General features: G+C 41.3%; 15 protein-coding genes, 1 rRNA gene and 1 pseudogene. 7 read left to right on the top strand and 10 right to left on the bottom strand.

Going from position 1 to position 18,567, the window contains the following annotated elements; all coding sequences use genetic code 11:
• The 5 genes and pseudogenes from B1201_RS16495 to B1201_RS16520 form a co-directional block, all read left to right on the top strand.
• Positions 1-193, top strand: a pseudogene (locus B1201_RS16495) (ISNCY family transposase); the annotation flags it as partial.
• A gap of 127 nt (positions 194-320) precedes the next feature.
• Positions 321-641: a type II toxin-antitoxin system RelE/ParE family toxin gene (locus B1201_RS16500; protein ID WP_002126330.1), complete on the top strand. Its 321-nt coding sequence runs from the start codon at positions 321-323 to the stop codon at positions 639-641.
• Positions 634-906, top strand: coding sequence for a NadS family protein (nadS, locus tag B1201_RS16505; protein ID WP_004676016.1), 273 nt, complete (start codon positions 634-636; stop codon positions 904-906). The genes B1201_RS16500 and nadS overlap by 8 nt, the downstream gene beginning before the upstream one ends.
• 273 nt (positions 907-1,179) lie before the next feature.
• The gene (locus B1201_RS16510; RefSeq protein WP_078194495.1) at positions 1,180-1,683 is read left to right on the top strand and encodes a hypothetical protein; all 504 of its coding nucleotides are present in this window, start codon (positions 1,180-1,182) and stop codon (positions 1,681-1,683) included.
• Positions 1,684-1,900: 217 nt separating this feature from the next.
• Positions 1,901-3,226: an ISNCY family transposase gene (locus B1201_RS16520; RefSeq protein WP_078194504.1), complete on the top strand. Its 1,326-nt coding sequence runs from the start codon at positions 1,901-1,903 to the stop codon at positions 3,224-3,226.
• A 64-nt stretch (positions 3,227-3,290) separates the two neighbouring features.
• Here the strand turns inward: B1201_RS16520 and B1201_RS16525 are convergent, their stop codons facing one another.
• The 4 genes from B1201_RS16525 to ilvD (B1201_RS16540) form a co-directional block, all read right to left on the bottom strand.
• Positions 3,291-3,578 (bottom strand): chorismate mutase, encoded by a 288-nt coding sequence (locus B1201_RS16525; RefSeq protein ID WP_078194496.1) that lies wholly within the window; start codon positions 3,576-3,578, stop codon positions 3,291-3,293.
• Positions 3,559-4,881: a hypothetical protein gene (locus B1201_RS16530; protein WP_078194497.1), complete on the bottom strand. Its 1,323-nt coding sequence runs from the start codon at positions 4,879-4,881 to the stop codon at positions 3,559-3,561. The genes B1201_RS16525 and B1201_RS16530 overlap by 20 nt, the downstream gene beginning before the upstream one ends.
• A 150-nt stretch (positions 4,882-5,031) precedes the next feature.
• The gene (gene ilvD, locus B1201_RS16535; RefSeq protein ID WP_078194498.1) at positions 5,032-6,717 is read right to left on the bottom strand and encodes a dihydroxy-acid dehydratase; all 1,686 of its coding nucleotides are present in this window, start codon (positions 6,715-6,717) and stop codon (positions 5,032-5,034) included.
• Between the two features lie 718 nt (positions 6,718-7,435).
• Positions 7,436-9,265 carry a dihydroxy-acid dehydratase gene (gene ilvD, locus B1201_RS16540; RefSeq protein WP_078194499.1) on the bottom strand — a complete coding sequence of 610 codons (1,830 nt, stop codon included), beginning with the start codon at positions 9,263-9,265 and terminating at the stop codon, positions 7,436-7,438.
• 437 nt (positions 9,266-9,702) lie between these two features.
• On the opposite strand from ilvD (B1201_RS16540), the gene fmt reads away from it, so the two are divergent.
• Together fmt and rsmB are read left to right on the top strand one after the other, a co-directional pair.
• Positions 9,703-10,662, top strand: coding sequence for a methionyl-tRNA formyltransferase (gene fmt, locus B1201_RS16545; protein ID WP_078194506.1), 960 nt, complete (start codon positions 9,703-9,705; stop codon positions 10,660-10,662).
• Positions 10,662-11,969 (top strand): 16S rRNA (cytosine(967)-C(5))-methyltransferase RsmB, encoded by a 1,308-nt coding sequence (rsmB, locus tag B1201_RS16550; protein ID WP_078194500.1) that lies wholly within the window; start codon positions 10,662-10,664, stop codon positions 11,967-11,969. Before fmt ends, rsmB begins: the two co-directional genes overlap by 1 nt.
• A gap of 73 nt (positions 11,970-12,042) precedes the next feature.
• Here rsmB and B1201_RS16555 read toward each other — a convergent pair whose 3' ends face one another.
• The 6 genes from B1201_RS16555 to rrf all read right to left on the bottom strand — a co-directional run.
• The gene (locus B1201_RS16555) at positions 12,043-12,150 is read right to left on the bottom strand and encodes a methionine/alanine import family NSS transporter small subunit (protein ID WP_078194501.1); all 108 of its coding nucleotides are present in this window, start codon (positions 12,148-12,150) and stop codon (positions 12,043-12,045) included.
• Position 12,151: 1 nt separating this feature from the next.
• A complete protein-coding gene (locus B1201_RS16560) occupies positions 12,152-13,636 on the bottom strand; it encodes a sodium-dependent transporter (protein WP_078194502.1) in 1,485 nt (494 codons plus the stop codon).
• 367 nt (positions 13,637-14,003) lie between these two features.
• A complete protein-coding gene (locus B1201_RS16565; protein WP_143221724.1) occupies positions 14,004-14,564 on the bottom strand; it encodes a DUF1287 domain-containing protein in 561 nt (186 codons plus the stop codon).
• An 86-nt stretch (positions 14,565-14,650) separates the two neighbouring features.
• Entirely contained in the window at positions 14,651-16,096 is a 1,446-nt protein-coding gene (locus tag B1201_RS16570) for an aldehyde dehydrogenase family protein (RefSeq protein ID WP_078194508.1), read from the bottom strand.
• Between the two features lie 360 nt (positions 16,097-16,456).
• Positions 16,457-17,830: an MFS transporter gene (locus tag B1201_RS16575; RefSeq protein WP_078194503.1), complete on the bottom strand. Its 1,374-nt coding sequence runs from the start codon at positions 17,828-17,830 to the stop codon at positions 16,457-16,459.
• 627 nt (positions 17,831-18,457) lie between these two features.
• A 5S ribosomal RNA gene (gene rrf, locus B1201_RS16580) occupies positions 18,458-18,567 on the bottom strand; the annotation flags it as partial.

An 18,567-nucleotide genomic window follows, 5' to 3' on the forward strand; every position in this document is an offset into this window, starting at 1 on the left:
TGGACTACAGCAGAATGAAGTGGTTGAGAATAAAAGATTAGGTTCGGTCCTGGCCCATATCCAGCAGCAACATGAGGAATTGGAGAAACAGAATAAACGTTCCCGTCTCAAGAAAAGTATGCCGAGTCGTAAAGCTCAGAAAGTTGTTATTGAACAAAGAAATTTAAATCCTGTACTTGACTCTTGTAGTTAAAAACAGGACATTTTAAATGGTTTATCGCACAGACATTTTAATTGGTGAATAACAGAGAGCAGCAGCTCTCGTTTTTTGATGTGGAAACTGCTAGAATACTTGTACGCCATTGACGTACACAGAATCTATGTTATTCATTGAAACCAGTATCTTTACCAAGCAAATCAAAGACCTTGTATCTGATGAGGAATATCGTCAACTTCAACAAGATCTATTGGTTCAGCCAGATAAAGGTGACTTAATCAAGAATGGCGGTGGCATTCGAAAAGTACGTTGTGCTCAAGGTAATAAAGGCAAAAGTGGCGGTATCAGAGTAATTTACTATTGGGTAAATGAGGATGATCAAATCTTTTTCTTGGTGGCTTATCCAAAATCTGTAAAAGATAATCTAACGGATAAAGAAACCGCCATTCTGCGCCAACTCGTGAAGGAGCAATTTCATGGATAACAACTTATTTGATGACTTAGTTGCTTCGATTAAAGAAGCAGGAGCAATCAAGCGCAAAGAGATCCAAGCTAGTCGAACGACCGAACTTGAATTACCAGATATTAAGGAAGTGCGAGAAAAAACTGGTTTAAGTCAAAGCGAATTTGCAGCACGTCTCCACATTAGCCATCGTACTCTGCAAAACTGGGAACAAGGTCGACGCTATCCAACAGGACCAGCAGCAACATTGATTCGAATTTTAGATGCACATCCTAGTCTTATTTAAAAAAATGCATTAAAAATGGGAGCTTAGCTCCCATTTTTTGAATTCGTATAACGTGTATTATGTTAATTTTAGTAAAACTTACAGAATGTATAATTTAAAGATTATGGTTTGGGTGATCCTTATCTTAGTAATCTTATGGGGAATACAATGGATGTTTCATGGCTTTCCAACAGGAAATTAAAGCTATACATTGATGATTTCGTATGATCCGTATTATGTTAATTTTAAGAAAACTAATAAAACTCGACCAACTAAGAGTTCTGGTATCAAATAATGACTAGAGTTTACACAAAAATCGGTGATGTATTTTCTGTAGAGTTGGATTATGGCAGTAAAAAATATTTTCAACTGATTGCTTATGATAAAACGCAATTGAATAGTGATGTTATTAGGGCATTTAAGACTGTGTATCCATGTGGTTTCAAGCCTGACTTACTGGATATAGTTAATGATGATATCGATTTTTATGCTCATTGCGTAACTAAATTCGGCGTTAAAATGAAACTTTGGGAGAAAATTGGAAACATAGTAGAAGTTGGTGATTTTTCTAAAATTCTATTCAGAGATACAAGTGATTATGGGGCGAAAATTGGTGAGGAAATAATTAAATTATCTCACAATTGGTATATATGGCATATAAATGAAGAATTTATTGATGTCGGTAATCTAGAGGGTGAAAGCCGTAAAGCAGAAATTGGAATAATTATTAATCCTTATAGTATTGTAAATCGTATAAAAACAGGATGTTATGATTTTATATACCCGCAATTTGAATAGAGTTTTAAAAATATAAAACCCTATTTGACATAGTGGATTTATCCGAAATTCCCAAATCAAAGGCATTTCTAGTATTTACTTAACATAAAATCTCTTATGCGAAATATTTTTGTAACTCCAAAATAGAAATGTCCGGTTTCTCCAAAGTAAAAATGTCCGCTTTTAGAATATGCACTTCTGCAATTTCCTTAGCGGACGGTTTGATATGTTGGTGTCTATGTCGGATAAAGAACTTAAACGATTGTCGGTCTTGCAGGAAATCTGCGATCAACGCATAACTCAATCCCATGCTGCTCAGCTACTTCATATTTCAGAACGTCAGATCAGACGCTTACTGCAGAAATACAAAGCCCAAGGTCCAGTTGCATTAGCCCATGCCGGTCGTGGCCAAATCAGCAATTCCAAACTTCCTGAAGAACTCAGACTCAAATGCCTCAATATTGTTTCTGACCAACTCCATGGTTTCGGGCCCACTTTAGCGCATGAAAAGCTCACCACCGTACATGGACTCGATCTTTCAGTAGAAACCCTGCGTTCCTGGATGATTGCAGCTGACTTATGGATTCCTCGATCCAAGCGCCTGAAACGCCCGTATCAGCCTCGTTACAACCGGGATTGCTTTGGTGAACTGATCCAAATTGATGGCTCACACCATGACTGGTTTGAAGGACGCGCTGCTAAATGCTGTCTACTGGTATTCATTGATGATGCCACAGGTAAATTACAGCATTTACGCTTCTGTGAGTCAGAATCAACTTTTGACTATATGATTTCAACACGTTTATATGTCGAACAGCACGGTAAGCCTTTAGCGTTTTACAGCGACAAACATTCAGTCTTTAGAGTGAATCAAAGCAGCAAGAAAGACACCAAGATTACCCAGTTTGGACGTGTACTCAGCACCCTGAATATCGATATCATCTTCGCCAATTCACCGCAGGCCAAAGGCCGTGTAGAACGGGCGAATAGAACGCTTCAGGACCGTCTGATCAAAGAAATGCGCTTGGAAGGTATCTGTTCGATTGAGCAAGCGAATGCCTGGCTACCTTGCTTCATTGAGCAGTTCAATCAGAAGTTCGCCAAGATGGCTTTTAATCCTAAGAATCTACATCGGCCTATCACTGAAACAGCCGAAGAATTAGATGATATTTTTACTTGGCGTGAACCCCGCAGAGTCACGAATAGCCTGACGATTACTTATGATAAATGCGTATATCTCCTAGAAAACACCGAAGAAAATCAAAGGTTGATCGGTAAGTATCTTGAGTTCCTGGAATACCCGGATGGTACTGTAGCCCTCATGCATGATGGCCGAAAGATCAATTACAGCCTATTCGATAAATTAAGTCAGCTGAATCAGCGAGAGATTGTTGAGAATAAACGGTTGGGTGCTGTTCTGAATCATATCCAACAACAGCATGAAGAACTGGAACAACAAAACAAACGCAATCGTTCTCAAAAGATGCCAAGTAGACGTGCACAGAAAACAGCAATTCAACAACGAAATCTGAATCCTGTGCTTGACTTGGAAATGTCCATATAGGACATTTCTATTTGGTTATTAGGTAGGACATTTCTACTTGGGAATAACATCAAATCGGTCCCAACTATGGACGAATCTCTTTCAACTCACGTTGAATAAAATGCTGAATCATATCGCGGTATAAACGTTCCACAATATCTGCATTTACACCGTGCTCTGTGGCTTGTAGACGAATTTTACTTATCACCGCTTCGACACGTTCTGGTGATTGAACATCCTGTACTGAATGCTTAAAACGCACCGCTTGATCGACATAAAACTGACGTGCAGCAATGAGCTCAATAATCCCCTGATCAATCACATCAATCTGTGCGCGGGCTTGCTCTAATGACTCAACTTTTTCTTTCTTCATCTTCTCTGGCTTCACTTTCAGCGGTGTTTTCACTTTTATACTTCTCTTCTAACACATTACTGAAAATACTTTCAATCATCCAAACGCGGTATAAGCTATTAAATACATAGCTTTGATCTGCAATACGTAATTCTAAAACAGGAAAATCGGGCTGTGACTTCATCTCACAGTGCATATCATTTTCTTTTAATTTTTCAGCAATATCGTCAGTAGTCAGTTCAGAAATCTCTAACTCATACTGTAAAGCCTGAAAATGTGCTTTAAAGGATAAATCACGCCCTTTGGTCCATACGGCCTCCAAAATGCGATACATCACCTCAATACGCTGCTCTTCGGGCGCACTGTAGTAAAGCTGTGACATAGCTAATGTCGCAGCTTCTGTAGGCCGGCAAAATGGCGTGAACTTAACTTCTGTCCGTTTAGACAGACGTGTTGCCAAATTCCAGTCAAACAGATCACGACCGTGATACGACAATGGATACACATTCAGCTGAATATTATAATAGTCCGCCAATTCTTCACGAATATAAGCCAGCAATAACCATGAAATCGGATCTTCCATCGCGATGTAGAGATCAAGCTCAGGATCGAGCCCCTGAATTTCATTCAACTCTTCTGCATCACTGATCAGGTGCTCACGCCATTCAATATGATTGATCATAAAGATCGGGTTATCTGTCAGGAGTTTTTGTTGTTTTAAACGGCGTGTTAAACGCAGTAAATCATCTACAGCATGGTACTTACGTTCACCAAACTCAAAATAGCCTGATAAAATCGGGGTATCGGTAAAGATACGTTCAGGAAAATCTTGTGCTTTGTGATGACGGCTGGCCATCGCATACAGTGTTCTCAGCTTGCCATACTGCTTTTGCCACAGCATGTGGAACACATCTTCAAGTAAATAAAGAAAATCTTGGCCGCGTAATGGCGTATTTTTTAGAATAATTTCGGCTTGTTCTAAAGCTTCAGCGGTCGGTTGTTCAGGTGTTTCATGAAAACTAAAACGATGCTGCCGCGCTAAAATTTGGGCATCATTCAGACAATATTGTTGCCATTCTATCGAGGACATTTGATTAGGAGGTTCTGCACTCTGACGACAAATAATCACTTTTAGTGGTTTAATTTCATCACTGAGAATTTCTTCTAATTGAGGCAGTTGCTGCGCAGCCAAATAGCTATAGACATCATCCAGTCGAAGATAAACACTCAGACCTTGTTCCGTGGGTAACACCGCTTGTCGGGTCGGTTTCTGATAAAACCAACTCGATCGGATTGGATCGAACCAACGGCGTAACAGTGACATGCGTTTTTTGCCTCAAAATGATGAATTGTGCCGAACCTTCCAGCACATACTTAAAGTCAACTTCTATTATGAAGCTGTTTTAAATGAGATATAAGCCTTGTGCAAAACTTATATCAAGTCAGGGCTGAATGTTCAATGTTTAACAATGCATTAGACGTCTAGATTTAGGTCAGTCACCGCACCTTTTTCCGCACCAGAGGTCAACTTGGCAAATTTAGCCAAAGCGCCGTGGGTATAGTTTGGCTTCGGTTTGACCCAGGCCGCACGACGTGCAGCAATTTCATCCTCAGCCACATGCCAAGTCATTTCACGGGTTTCAGCGTTAATTGAAATTTTATCGCCGTTTTTAACCAAGCCAATTGGGCCGCCTTCATAGGCTTCTGGTGTCACATGACCAATCACAAAACCATGGCTGCCGCCCGAGAAACGCCCATCAGTCAACAGTGCGACGGATTTGCCTAGACCTTTACCAATAATCGCTGAAGTCGGTTTCAGCATTTCAGGCATACCCGGCCCGCCTTTGGGTCCAACACCGCGGATCACCACCACTTCGCCTTCTTGTACTTCACCATCTAAAATACCGCGCATGGCACCCTGTTCACCCTCAAATACCCGCGCAGGCCCCTCAAAATACAGCCCTTCTTTACCGGTAATTTTAGCCACAGCACCTGTCGGTGACAGATTGCCTTTGAGTACCACCAAGTGCGAATCCTTTTTGATTGGCGCATCAAACGGCAGAATAATTTGTTGACCTGCAGGATAATCTGCTACATCGGCTAAGTTTTCCGCCAAAGTTTTGCCCGTAACCGTCAGGCAAGAACCATCGAGCATTCCTGCATCCAACATGCGTTTCATGAGCGGCTGAATACCACCAATAGCAATCAGTTCCGACATTAAATATTTACCCGATGGACGTACATCGGCCACCACAGGAATATCTTTGCCAATACGCACAAAATCATCCAAAGAGAGTTCCACACCTGCGGTATGCGCCATGGCAATCAAATGCAGCACGCCATTGGTTGACCCGCCTAAAGCAATTAGCACTTTAATCGAGTTTTCAAAAGCGGCTTTGGTCATAATGTCACGTGGTTTAATATCCAGACGCAGCAGGTTCATCACGGCTTCACCTGCACGCTGGCAGTCGGCAATTTTATCCGCGGATACCGCTTCCTGTGCTGAAGACCCCGGCAAGCTCATGCCCAGTGCTTCAATCGCTGAAGCCATCGAATTGGCCGTATACATACCGCCGCACGAACCCGGCCCCGGCAGCGCGACTTCTTCAATCTGCTTGACCTGAATTTCATTAATTTCGCCTTTGGCTTGCTGACCGACTGCTTCAAATACCGAAATCATGTCGGTATGCCCTGCTCCGGGTTTGATGGTGCCACCATAAATAAACAGGCCCGGACGGTTTAATCGCGCCAAACCCATGATACAGCCCGGCATGTTCTTGTCGCAGCCGCCTATGGCAATTACGCCATCATAGGCCTGACAGCCCACCACAGCTTCAATGGAATCGGCAATGATTTCCCGCGATAGCAATGAATACTTCATGCCTTCTGTACCGTTGGATATACCGTCAGAAATGGTGATGGTATTAAAAATAATGCCTTTCCCGCCTGCAGCATTCACCCCACTTTCAGCTTCACGCGCCAAGCCATCAATATGCATATTACACGGCGTGACATTGGCCCAAGTCGAGGCGATGCCTATAAATGGGCGCTTAAAGTCAGCATCTTGGAAGCCTGTGGCACGCATCATGGAACGTGCAGGCGCATTTTCTATGCCGTCATAAACAGGTGCTGAATGTTCGCGGATATTATTTTTACTCATTGTTCTTCCTTGGCGATGGCTGATTTTGGCTTCAGCTTTGGCGGGTTCTTTTAAATTTATTGTATAGAAAGCGCTCGGCATGTAAAAGAAATTACATCTCAACAAAAAAGATTTTTAGCGCATGCAATACCATTCAATCACATGACAAAGCGACATGGATGTCGCTGTTTTTCTGTATGGCAGGGATGCCATATCAGCAGAACAAAAGATTTTTGTTACTTTGGATCTTTCAAAAGTAAGGGATTGCCTACACAAAGCCATATAAATTATAGCTACTATTCGAGGCTGTCTTTTTTAGAATTTTAATGACATCAATTAATTATTAAATTTTATTTAGTTGCTTCAAGAAACATTATTTTTAATCAGATTAAGAAATCTATAACTTAGAATTATTGTCCCATTATTTCATTTAAAAGCTGATTACAGCGGAGTCTTACCTCTATAAAAGCTAATTTTCGGAGCTCGTATGTTACTTTTGTTTCGGCAAAATGAGATGCGAAGCTTCGCAAGGAAACCATCTTGCGGTGCAATGCACCTCACCGACAAAACTCGGCAACTGGTTGCAACTAAAAAAATGATCGCAGAAACATTCACTTTTAAATTACCGTTTGCCTCAGACAGTTGCGGATGACATTTCCTCGTATCCAATGCAAGTTATGTAGATGTAAATTAAAAAAGCACCCCATGTGGAGTGCTTTTTTATTTGGAGATCTAAAATTTAGATTTCACGTACTGCGCCTTTCGCCGCACTCGTGGTATGCATTGCATACGCTTTCAATGCTTTCGAAATTTTACGCGGACGCTCTTCCACAGGATGCCAGCCTTTAGCTTCTTGCGCTGCACGGCGAGCGGCCATGGTTTCTTCATCAACAGCTAAGTTGATGGTACGGTTTGGAATATCGATTTCGATTAAATCACCATCTTCCACCAAACCAATTGCACCGCCTTCTGCTGCTTCTGGAGATACGTGACCAATTGAAAGGCCTGATGAACCGCCAGAGAAACGACCGTCAGTCAATAACGCACATTCTTTGCCTAGACCTTTCGATTTCAGGTAGCTGGTTGGGTACAACATTTCTTGCATGCCCGGACCACCACGTGGGCCTTCATAGCGAATCACCACCACATCACCGGCTTTGATTTCATTACCCAAGATCGCCTCTACTGCAGAATCTTGGCTTTCAAACACACGTGCAGTACCGTTGAATTTCAAGATTGAATCATCTACACCTGCCGTTTTGACAATACAGCCATCTAACGCAATGTTTCCGTAAAGCACAGCCAAACCACCATCTTTAGAGAATGCATGTTCAGCATTACGGATCACGCCATTTTCACGGTCACCGTCAAGACGTTGGTAATATCGATCTTGTGAGAATGCAGTTTGCGTTGGTACACCGCCCGGCGCTGAACGGAAGAATTGGTAAACGTCTTCATTTTCAGTACGGATAATGTCCCATTTATCTAAAGCATCTTTTAAGCTTGCTTCGTGAACAGTACCTACAGATGTGTCCAATAAGCCTGCACGGTCTAATTCACCGAGAATGGACATGATACCGCCAGCACGGTGTACATCTTCCATATGTACGTCGTTTTTCGCAGGTGCAACTTTACAGAGTACAGGCACTTTACGAGATAAACGGTCAATGTCGTCCATCGTGAAATCAACGCCAGCTTCATTGGCTGCAGCCAACAAGTGTAGAACGGTATTGGTTGAACCACCCATCGCGATGTCTAAAGTCATTGCATTTTCATACGAGGCTTTGGTCACCATTTCACGTGGCAATACGCTGTAATCATCTTGTTCATAATGACGTTTAGCCAATTCAACAATTAAAGAGCCTGCGCGTTCGAATAATTTTTTACGGTTTGCATGTGTTGCCAGTGTAGAACCGTTGCCCGGTAAAGACAGACCCAATGCTTCTGTTAAGCAGTTCATTGAGTTTGCGGTGAACATACCTGAGCATGAACCGCAAGTTGGGCATGCAGAACGTTCGTATTCAGCAACTTCTTCATCGGTATAGTTGTCATCTGCAGCCACAATCATGGCATCAATCAAGTCGATGGCTTTGTCGTTACCACGGATTTTAACTTTACCCGCTTCCATTGGACCACCAGAGACAAATACCACTGGAATGTTCAAACGCATTGCCGCCATCAACATCCCTGGAGTAATTTTGTCACAGTTGGAAATACATACCATGGCATCGGCACAGTGCGCGCTTACCATGTATTCCACAGAGTCTGCAATTAAGTCTCGTGAAGGTAATGAATACAGCATCCCGTCATGGCCCATCGCAATACCGTCATCGACTGCGATAGTATTGAACTCTTTGGCTACACCGCCTGCTTGCTCAATTTGACGCGCCACGAGTTGACCAAGGTCTTTAAGATGAACGTGACCCGGTACAAATTGAGTAAATGAGTTCACGACGGCAATAATTGGTTTACCGAAGTCTTCATCTTTCATACCAGTTGCGCGCCATAAGCCGCGCGCACCCGCCATATTTCTTCCGTGTGTCGATGTTTTTGAACGATAGTCAGGCATTTTATATTTCCAACAAAGTTTGAGCTTGAAATGAATCCTACAGATTCACTCTGGCTAAATCATACTGACAATGATGTAAAATCAGTCGAATTTTAAACCTATCATACACCAAGCCATTGTTTTTAAAGATGGCTTTTTAAGCTGAGATTTGGGCAGATGGGTCTATCAATAAAAACGAGTGATTTGACGACAAAAATCTTTTAACTGAAATCTACTATACCGCCATCAATGGCTGCACAATACAAAACTTTCATGAATAATTTTTAAATTTTATATAAATATAATTTATTTAAAAATTGCAAATTTGCGATTTTGGGTTATGAAATCATTGAGCTTGGACAGCTTCAAAGTTGCAAAAATCAATTTCTAATGTTCTAAATTACGCATTAATCATTTGCTATAATCCACATATTCAACACAGATTCGGTTCATTCATTTTGAAAATCATCTTTGCCGGTACGCCAGAATTTGCCGCAACAGCACTAGCTGCATTGCTCAACACACAACATGAAATTGTTGCGGTATACACTCAACCTGACCGCAAAGCTGGACGTGGACAAAAACTCACAGCTTCTGCCGTAAAGCAATTGGCTTTAGAGCACCATATTCCTGTTTACCAACCCCTTCATTTCAAATCATCGACTGAAGAAGGTTTAGCCGCACAAGCGGAATTAAAGGCCTTAAATGCCGATGTTATGGTGGTTGCTGCCTATGGTTTGATCTTGCCGCAAGTGGTGCTAGATACCCCGAAATATGGCTGCCTAAATATTCATGGCTCATTGCTGCCACGTTGGCGTGGTGCAGCACCGATTCAACGTGCCATCGCAACAGGTGATATTGAAACAGGTGTCACCATTATGAAAATGGCAGCCGGACTCGATACAGGCGACATGATGTATAAAACCATCTGCCCGATTGAAGTAACGGATACCTCTGCAACTTTGCATGACAAACTTGCAGAGCAAGGTGCAACTGCAATTGCTGCCGTTTTAGACACTGAACAAACATTGCAGCAATATCTGGACAGCCGTGAAGTCCAAGACGAAGCGTTAACGGTTTATGCACATAAGCTTTCAAAAGCCGAAGCAAAAATTGATTGGTCCATCGATGCCATACAAATCGATCGTAATATTCGCGCCTTTAATCCGTGGCCGGTAGCCTTTATTCAGTTGGATGAACAAAACAACTTACGTGTTTGGCATTCTGAACTTTCTGCTGTGTCTGCACCGAACGCTCAAGCAGGTGAAATCATTGCCATCGACAAAAAAGGCATACACGTTGCCTGTGCCAATGGCAGCGTGATTATTTTGACCTCTTTACAATGGCCAGGTGCTAAACCACTCAACCCTGTACAAATTTTACAAACCCAAAAATTGACTATTGGACAAATTTTATAATGAAGCAATCTCCCAACGCCTCGACCCGAGACCTTAATTTACGTGCTCAGGTAGTGAAGACGTTATTGGCTGTCCAAAATGGTCAATCGCTGCAATCTGTCCTCGCGCAGCAAATGAATATCGTGTCAGATAAAGACCGTGCGTTATTCCATGAATTGGTGCTTGGTTGTTTACGTCAATGGTATGCATTGAAACAACTGACTTTACCGCTTCTGTCTAAACCGGTAGATAACCAAGTGGTTGAAACCTGTTTATACCTTGGTTTGTACCAATTGTTGTGTACCCGTGTCGCAGCTCATGCTGCAATTTCTGAAACGGTGGAAGCTGCAAAACAATTGGGTATGGGAAGTTTAAGTGGCTTAATCAACGCAATTTTGCGCCGTGCAACACGTGAAACAGAACAGTTCTACGATGTACTTGAACAAGCCACAAATCTACCAAGTTGGTTAACCAAACGCCTGAAAAAAGACTGGGGCGAACAATTTGATGAACTTAGTTATGAGCTTAAGCAAATTGCACCACTGACTTTACGTGTCAATACACGCCAAGTCAGCCGTGACGAATATCTCGATATTTTGGAAGATGAAGGCATCGATGCACATCGCTGTGAACTCTCTAATGTCGGTATTGTGATGGACGAAAGCCTACATATTCCAAGCTTACCGGGCTTTGAAGCAGGTGGTTTTTCGGTACAAGATGAACATGCTCAACTGTGTGCAACACTATTACCAAATCTCGATGGTAAATTTGTGATTGATGCTTGTGCTGCGCCGGGTGGTAAAACCGCACATATTTTAGAGACTTTCCAACCGAAGAAACTCATTGCACTGGATCAAGATGAAAAGCGTCTAAAACGTGTGGTTGAAAACCTTAATCGTTTGGATCTCGATGGTAAACATGTTGAAATTCAGACTGCCGATGCCATCACCTATACTGCTCCTGAACTTGCTGATTGTATCGTGCTCGATGCCCCATGTACTGCTGTCGGTGTAATGCGTCGTCATCCTGATATACGTTTACTACGTCAATCGGGCGACATTGCAAAAACTGTAGTGTTACAAAAACAAATTTTGGAAAACATGTGGAAGCAGCTTAAAGTCGGCGGCACGCTGCTTTACATCACATGCTCGATTTTAAAAGCTGAAAATGAACAGCAAATGGTTGAGTTCTTTGCCAATCATGCCGATGCCCAAGAAATTAAAATTGAAGCGGATTGGGGTGTTGAACAAATTCATGGTCGTCAACTGTTCCCGAAAGCGGGTTATGGCGATGGCTTCTTCTACTGTCGTATTCAAAAAACAGCTTAATCTGCAATAGAATTTGCTTTTTAGTACCACATAAAAAAGGAACCCTCGGGTTCCTTTTTATCAACGATGAAGCTTAATCTTCTTCATCTGGATGTTTTGCTAAATGAATCGACGCTAAGATCAAACCGCCCCAAAGTAAAACCATTGAAATGATCATCATGATTAATGCAGATGTATTCATGTTATTTCTCCTCAGGTTTTTTGTCTTTCATGCAACTAAATACAATCGCACCAAGCACAAAGAATGCAATGACCACACCAGCAACAGGCAATAACACGTCTACTGGATAACCACCATAGCCTTTAGATGCAACGTCTTTAATGGTTAAGCCTAAAGCTACTAATAATGAAAGCGGAGTAACAACCGTTAATAAGAAGTTCCAACCAAAGCCCAATTTGATACTTGAATATTGATTCACATGATCACGTAATTGCGCAAGCAATGGACGACGGAACCACGACACCAAGATAATTGAGAACAAACCACCCGCCACGATACCAATGTTATTGGCAAAGTAGTCAATGATGTCAACGAAAGTAATTGCACTGTGGGTTGAGAAAATTAAGGTTGATACAATGGCAGAACCACCTGCCACAATCGTTACTGCTTTTTTACGTGACCAGCCGAATTTATCTTGGAACGACGCAATTGGCACTTCCAAAATACTCACCATTGACGTGATACCCGCAACAGCAAGTGATGAGAAGAACAAGAAACCAAATAAATCACCGCCCGTACCCAAGCTCGAAATGATTTTCGGGAAAGCAATAAACGCAAGACCAATACCGCCTGAAACCACTTCATTTACAGGTACGCCCGCACTATGCGCCATAAAGCCCAATGCCGCAAAAATACCAATACCCGCTAAGATTTCAAATGATGAGTTGGCTAATGCAACGACTACACCTGAACCGGTTAAGTTGGTTTTTGCTTTTAAGTAAGACGCATAGGTCAACATAATCCCGAAACCAATCGATAACGAGAAGAAGATATGACCAAAGGCTGCTAACCATACTTTATAGTCAGTCATCGCATCCCAGTTTGGCGTAAAGAATGCATTTAAACCTTCTGTAGCACCAGGTAAACGTACCGCTTGAATCACCAAAATCGAGAACAAAATCACCAACAATGGAATAAAGATTTTATTCGAAAGCTCTACACCCTTCTTCACACCACCATATAAAATGAACATGGTAATCGCCCAAACAATCACCAATCCAAAAAATAAGGTCGGTACAAAACCAAAGGCAATTCCATCGGCATTTTGCAAGTAGGTATTAAAGAAGAAGCCTTGCGTATCTTCACCCCATTTTTGACCAATTGAGTAGAAAATATAACTGCCGGCCCATGACAATACGCTGGCATAGTAGATCCCGATGATGAGTGTCACCATCACTTGCCACCAGCCTAATGCCTCACTGTTCATAAGTTTTTTATATGCAGTAGGCGGTGCTTTTCGGAATTTATGCCCCACTGCATAATCTAAGAATAATAAAGGCAAACCCGCTGCAAAAATTGCAATTAAATAGGGAATTAAAAATGCACCGCCACCATTTTCATATGCCACGTAAGGGAAACGCCAAATGTTTCCCAAACCTACAGCAGAACCAATAGCGGCAATGATAAATCCTGATCGTGCCGACCAGTTTTCACGATTATCTGACATAGAACACCTAAACCTCAGGCATCTTTAACTGCTGCTTGTTATGGTTATATCGCGAGCAAAAAAAGAACCATAAAAATAAAATTCTGGGTGTTTGATCTGGTGAGATACCTTGTGAGCGTCTATACCAAATTGCAAACAGAAAAATCACATGCGCATTTTGGTTAAAAACACCACAAATAACTTTCCCTTTGTATGAATTAACAATACTCACTTTTTTTAAGTTTTTCTGTAATTTCTACGGCAAATATTCCATTTTTATAATGTGTTTAGGCTTAAATGTTCATTTAATCAGCTTATTTTTCATACAATTTAAGTTATCAATAATATAACTTTTAGGAATATTTTATTTCCAATTAAATTTTTAAAGTTATTTCACTCGATAATGTCCGGTAATTTGATAGGCATGCAAAATATCTTCTTCCTGTGTGCCCTCTCCAATATTATGGATAATCAGCGGAACACCGCTAGCTTTCACTTTACGATCTGAAACCACACCGATATGCACTAAACCACGCCCTAAGTCCCAAGTGACAATATCTCCGGCCAAATACTGCTTATCTTTGACAACAAAGCCCTGACGTAGCATCCAGGTTTGAATATTGGGAACACGCCGATGATCAATATTTTTATCAGTACTTTTTAAGCCCCATTTTTGTGGATACTGCTTAAAATTGGCTTTCATATCTTCATGAATGGCTTTTTGTAAATCAATCCCTTGCTGTCGTAATGCACGAATTACCACATCGGTACAAACACCCTTGATTAAAGGGACATCTCCCATCGGATAACGCAGTGCAGTATACGCAGGATCGTAATATAAGGTTTTCCCTATTTGACTGCGTGCATCCGTCACCATTTGAGTGGCGTTAAAGGCAAAGACAGCCATATTCACGGTCATCAAACTGACCAATAATAAAATTCGTTTCATTTTTTCTTATGCACTTTAGGTTTTTGAAATGATTAAAAAATGGGCTTCGAACAGATCCATACTGAACCAAGCCCAAGTTTAAACTGCTACAGTTTTATCGCCAATACGCGTTCTTCTTGCATATCTCGAATGGCAGACTGAATTCCTTCACGGCCTAAGCCAGAATCTTTTACGCCACCATATGGCATGTTATCGACACGGAAAGATGGAATATCATTAATAATCACTCCACCGACATCTAAGTGATTCCACGCATACAACATTTTATTCAAATTTTGCGTATAGACACCCGCTTGTAAACCAAAACGGCTGCTATTAATTTTGGCAATACCTTTTTCAAAGTTTTTGTATTTCTCTAAAATCGCTACAGGGCCAAAGATTTCATCTTTATACACTTCTAGCGATTCATCGACATTTTCCAATAAAATTGGATCGAGCAATGCACCCTGATGTTCACCACGAACCAATGCTTTAGCACCTTTTTTTACTGCTTTATCGACCCATTTATGTACGCGTGTTGCTTCTGCTTCCTTAATCATTGGACCGACCATGGTGCTTTCCAAGTGAGGATCAGCGGCTTTAAGCTGCTTCATTCTCGCCACGAGTTTTTTCTTCACATCGGCATAGATATCAGCATGCACCAAGATGCGTTGTACGCTGATACACACCTGCCCTGCATGGTTATACGCCCCACCGACTAAGCGTTCAATAAATGCCGCTGAAATTTCAGTATCAGGCTCAACCAATACCGCAGCATTACCGCCAAGTTCTAAAGTCACTTTTTTACGTCCCGCACGCGCTTTCATATCCCAGCCGACAACATCGGAACCGGTAAAGCTGAGCAGTTTAAATCGGTCATCTGTGACCAAGACATCTGCATGTTCACGTGGACAAGGTAAAACTGAAAAAGCACCTTTAGGTAAATCCGTTTCTGCTAAAACTTCCGCAATTTTTAAAGCTGAAATAGGCGTCAAACTTGCAGGCTTCAAAACAAATGGACAGCCTGCGGCAATGGCAGGTGCAATTTTATGCGCAGTCAGATTGATCGGAAAATTAAACGGGCTGATCAACGATACAGGACCAATTGGCACATGTTTGACCATACCTTGATATCCAGATGCCGCTGCGGTAACTGCCAATGGGATCATGCGACCATCATCCATCTGTGTGACAGCATCGGCAGCAATTTGAAAGGTATTGATTAAACGTTCAACTTCAGCAGCTGCGGCTTTACGCGGTTTTCCACCTTCCGCAATTAAAATTTCAGTCAATTCTGCACGCATTTCATTAAAACGTTTAACACAGTGCAGTAAGATTTTTTGTTTTTGAAAAGGTTCCAATGCCACCATTGCAGCGCTAGATTTAACCGCTGAATCAATGGCTTTTTCAATGGTTGCAGCATCTGCGAGTGCAACGCGTGCATATACGTCTTGGGTATATTTATGATTCACTTCTAACCACTGATCGGTAGTCGCTGCTTTACCTGCAACATAGAGCGGATAATCTTTTATATCTTGTACGGCTTTGGACATGACGATATTTCCATGATCTTGAGACATTATTGATAAATGTGAATAAATCTATGCCCTCTATCATGCGCTGACTGAACACAGAGTTCACTATATTTAAGTAACAAAATGAACCACAAGCCTCAAACTCAGCTACCTAAATGCCGTGAATATCATCCCCTATTTCAGATCTCTGCTTGCACTGAAAAACGTATGATCGAGTCTATATATAACGATGAAATTAAATTAGAAAAGCTATCTAAAATATTAAATCTCATTATTTATCATAATATTAATAAATTCTTCAAAACTAAATTAATAATAAAAAATGTGAATACAACATAAAAAAAGCCCATCAAATGACGGGCTTTTTAAATCTATGATTTAGCTATACGAACGCTGTGTTTTCACTGAAGCCTTATTCACATTTTCTAAAGCGGCAACTTCTTCATCCGTTTGCGCTTTGCGAATAAAGAACACTGCAATTGCTGCGATGACTACTGGAATTCCCACAGCCATAAAATTAATTTGATGTGGCAATTCTTGTGATAATAAATAGCCGATCAGAATCGGGCCAACAATCGCACCTGTACGCCCCACAGCAGATGCCCAACCAATACCTGTCGAACGAACAGACAGCGGATAATACTGTGCAACATAGCTATAGAGTAAGATTTGAGAACCAATTGCTGATGCACCTGCCACTGCAACCAAAAGGTAAATCACAGGCTGTGGAGAATTAAAGCCGAGTAAAGATAATGCCACAGCACCTGCCAGACATAATGTAATGATCACCGGTTTTAAATGGAACTTATCCGCTAAGATACCTCCCCCAATCGTACCAATTACCGCACCAATGTTCATCGCCAATAGGAACGTCAAACTGCTACCTAATGAATAACCTGCGGCCATCATTAGTTTTGGTAACCAACTACCTAATGCATACAGGGTTAATAGACACATAAAGAAGCATAGCCAAAACAACATCGTACTTATGCCACGACCTTGCTTATACAATGCTCTAACAGACGCTCCACCCGGAACAGCAACTTCAGTCAGTTCAAGTTGAGTATTTGCAGTCACCGTTTGCTCTGGTGCAATGGTTTGAATCATCCTACGAGCTTCATCGTGACGATTCACCTTCACCAAAAATGTGAGCGATTCAGGTAAAAACTTCCAAGCAAATGGCAACAGTAACAGTGGAATACCCGCAATGAAGAACATGATTTGCCAGCCATAATCCGCAGTAAACCATGAACCAAATAAAGCGGCCATGATGCCACCCATTGCATAACCACTGAACATAGTGGTCACTAAAGTACTGCGTAGATGCTTAGGTGCATATTCAGACGTCAATGCCACAAGGTTCGGTAATACTCCACCAATGCCAAGTCCAGCAATAAAACGTAAAGCACCAAATTCAGTAGGATTTGATGCAAAACCGCCTAAAAATGTGAATGTACTGAATAAAAATACACAGATCATGATGACTTTCTTACGGCCAATCTTATCAGCCAAAGTACCAAACATCATGGCACCAAACATCATCCCTGCAAGTGCTGTACTCGCAAGCATGCCTGCCTGGACAGCTGTTAATCCCCAATCTTTCATCAATAAAGGCAGCGCAACACCATTGATCGCTAAGTCGTAACCATCAAATAAAATAAGAATTAGACACCACATCATGATGCTGAAATGCGATTTTGTGAACTTAGCGTTATCGACAACGCTATTCACATTCATTGTGCTTGTAGACATTGAACCTCACCTCCAATTGTGAGTTTTATTTTTCGCTACAATGCCGTTTTTCAATGTAAATTGTCCAAAATTACAAAGGTATAGACCCATACCTTTCAGATATATCTATGTCGTTTGGGAATAAAATGCCATAAAAACTTAGATATTTTTGAAATATTTATACATAAAAAAATCGATGGACTGCGGGTCTAGTTTTAATAATGATTAATTATCAATGTGTTATTAGAAGCTAAACCACAATCAGACGATAGATTATTTGATATGAAAATTGTCAGAATAAAACTCAAATTTTATAGAAAAAAATCGCAGTTCTACGATCTAAGTCGTAGATTTCTAAATCATAAGTCATCAGCCATCACTTAAGTCGATAATTAGGCATTTAAACTGTTGTTTTAGCTGACTTACATTCAGGTTTTCCGACATTTTTAGGCTGAGAATTCCCTCAATTGATGATTTTTAAATGCGTTTATTGTCTAATAATCATCCATGTTTAAATAATTCAAGTCTCAATCTATCAATAATTTTCTCATTTTCCTGTTTTATCCTTCTACTTTTCTGCTTATTTTTCCCTTTTCTCCGCATAAAAAAAACACCCCCTGGACTAGTCAGGGGGTGTTTCGAATAATGAGCTGGCGATGACTTACTCTCACATGGGTAACCCCACACTACCATCAGCGCTAAGAGGTTTCACTTCTGAGTTCGGGAAGGGATCAGGTGGTTCACTCTTGCTATTGTCG

Source organism: Acinetobacter sp. ANC 5600 (assembly GCF_002018395.1).
GTDB lineage: Bacteria > Pseudomonadota > Gammaproteobacteria > Pseudomonadales > Moraxellaceae > Acinetobacter > Acinetobacter amyesii.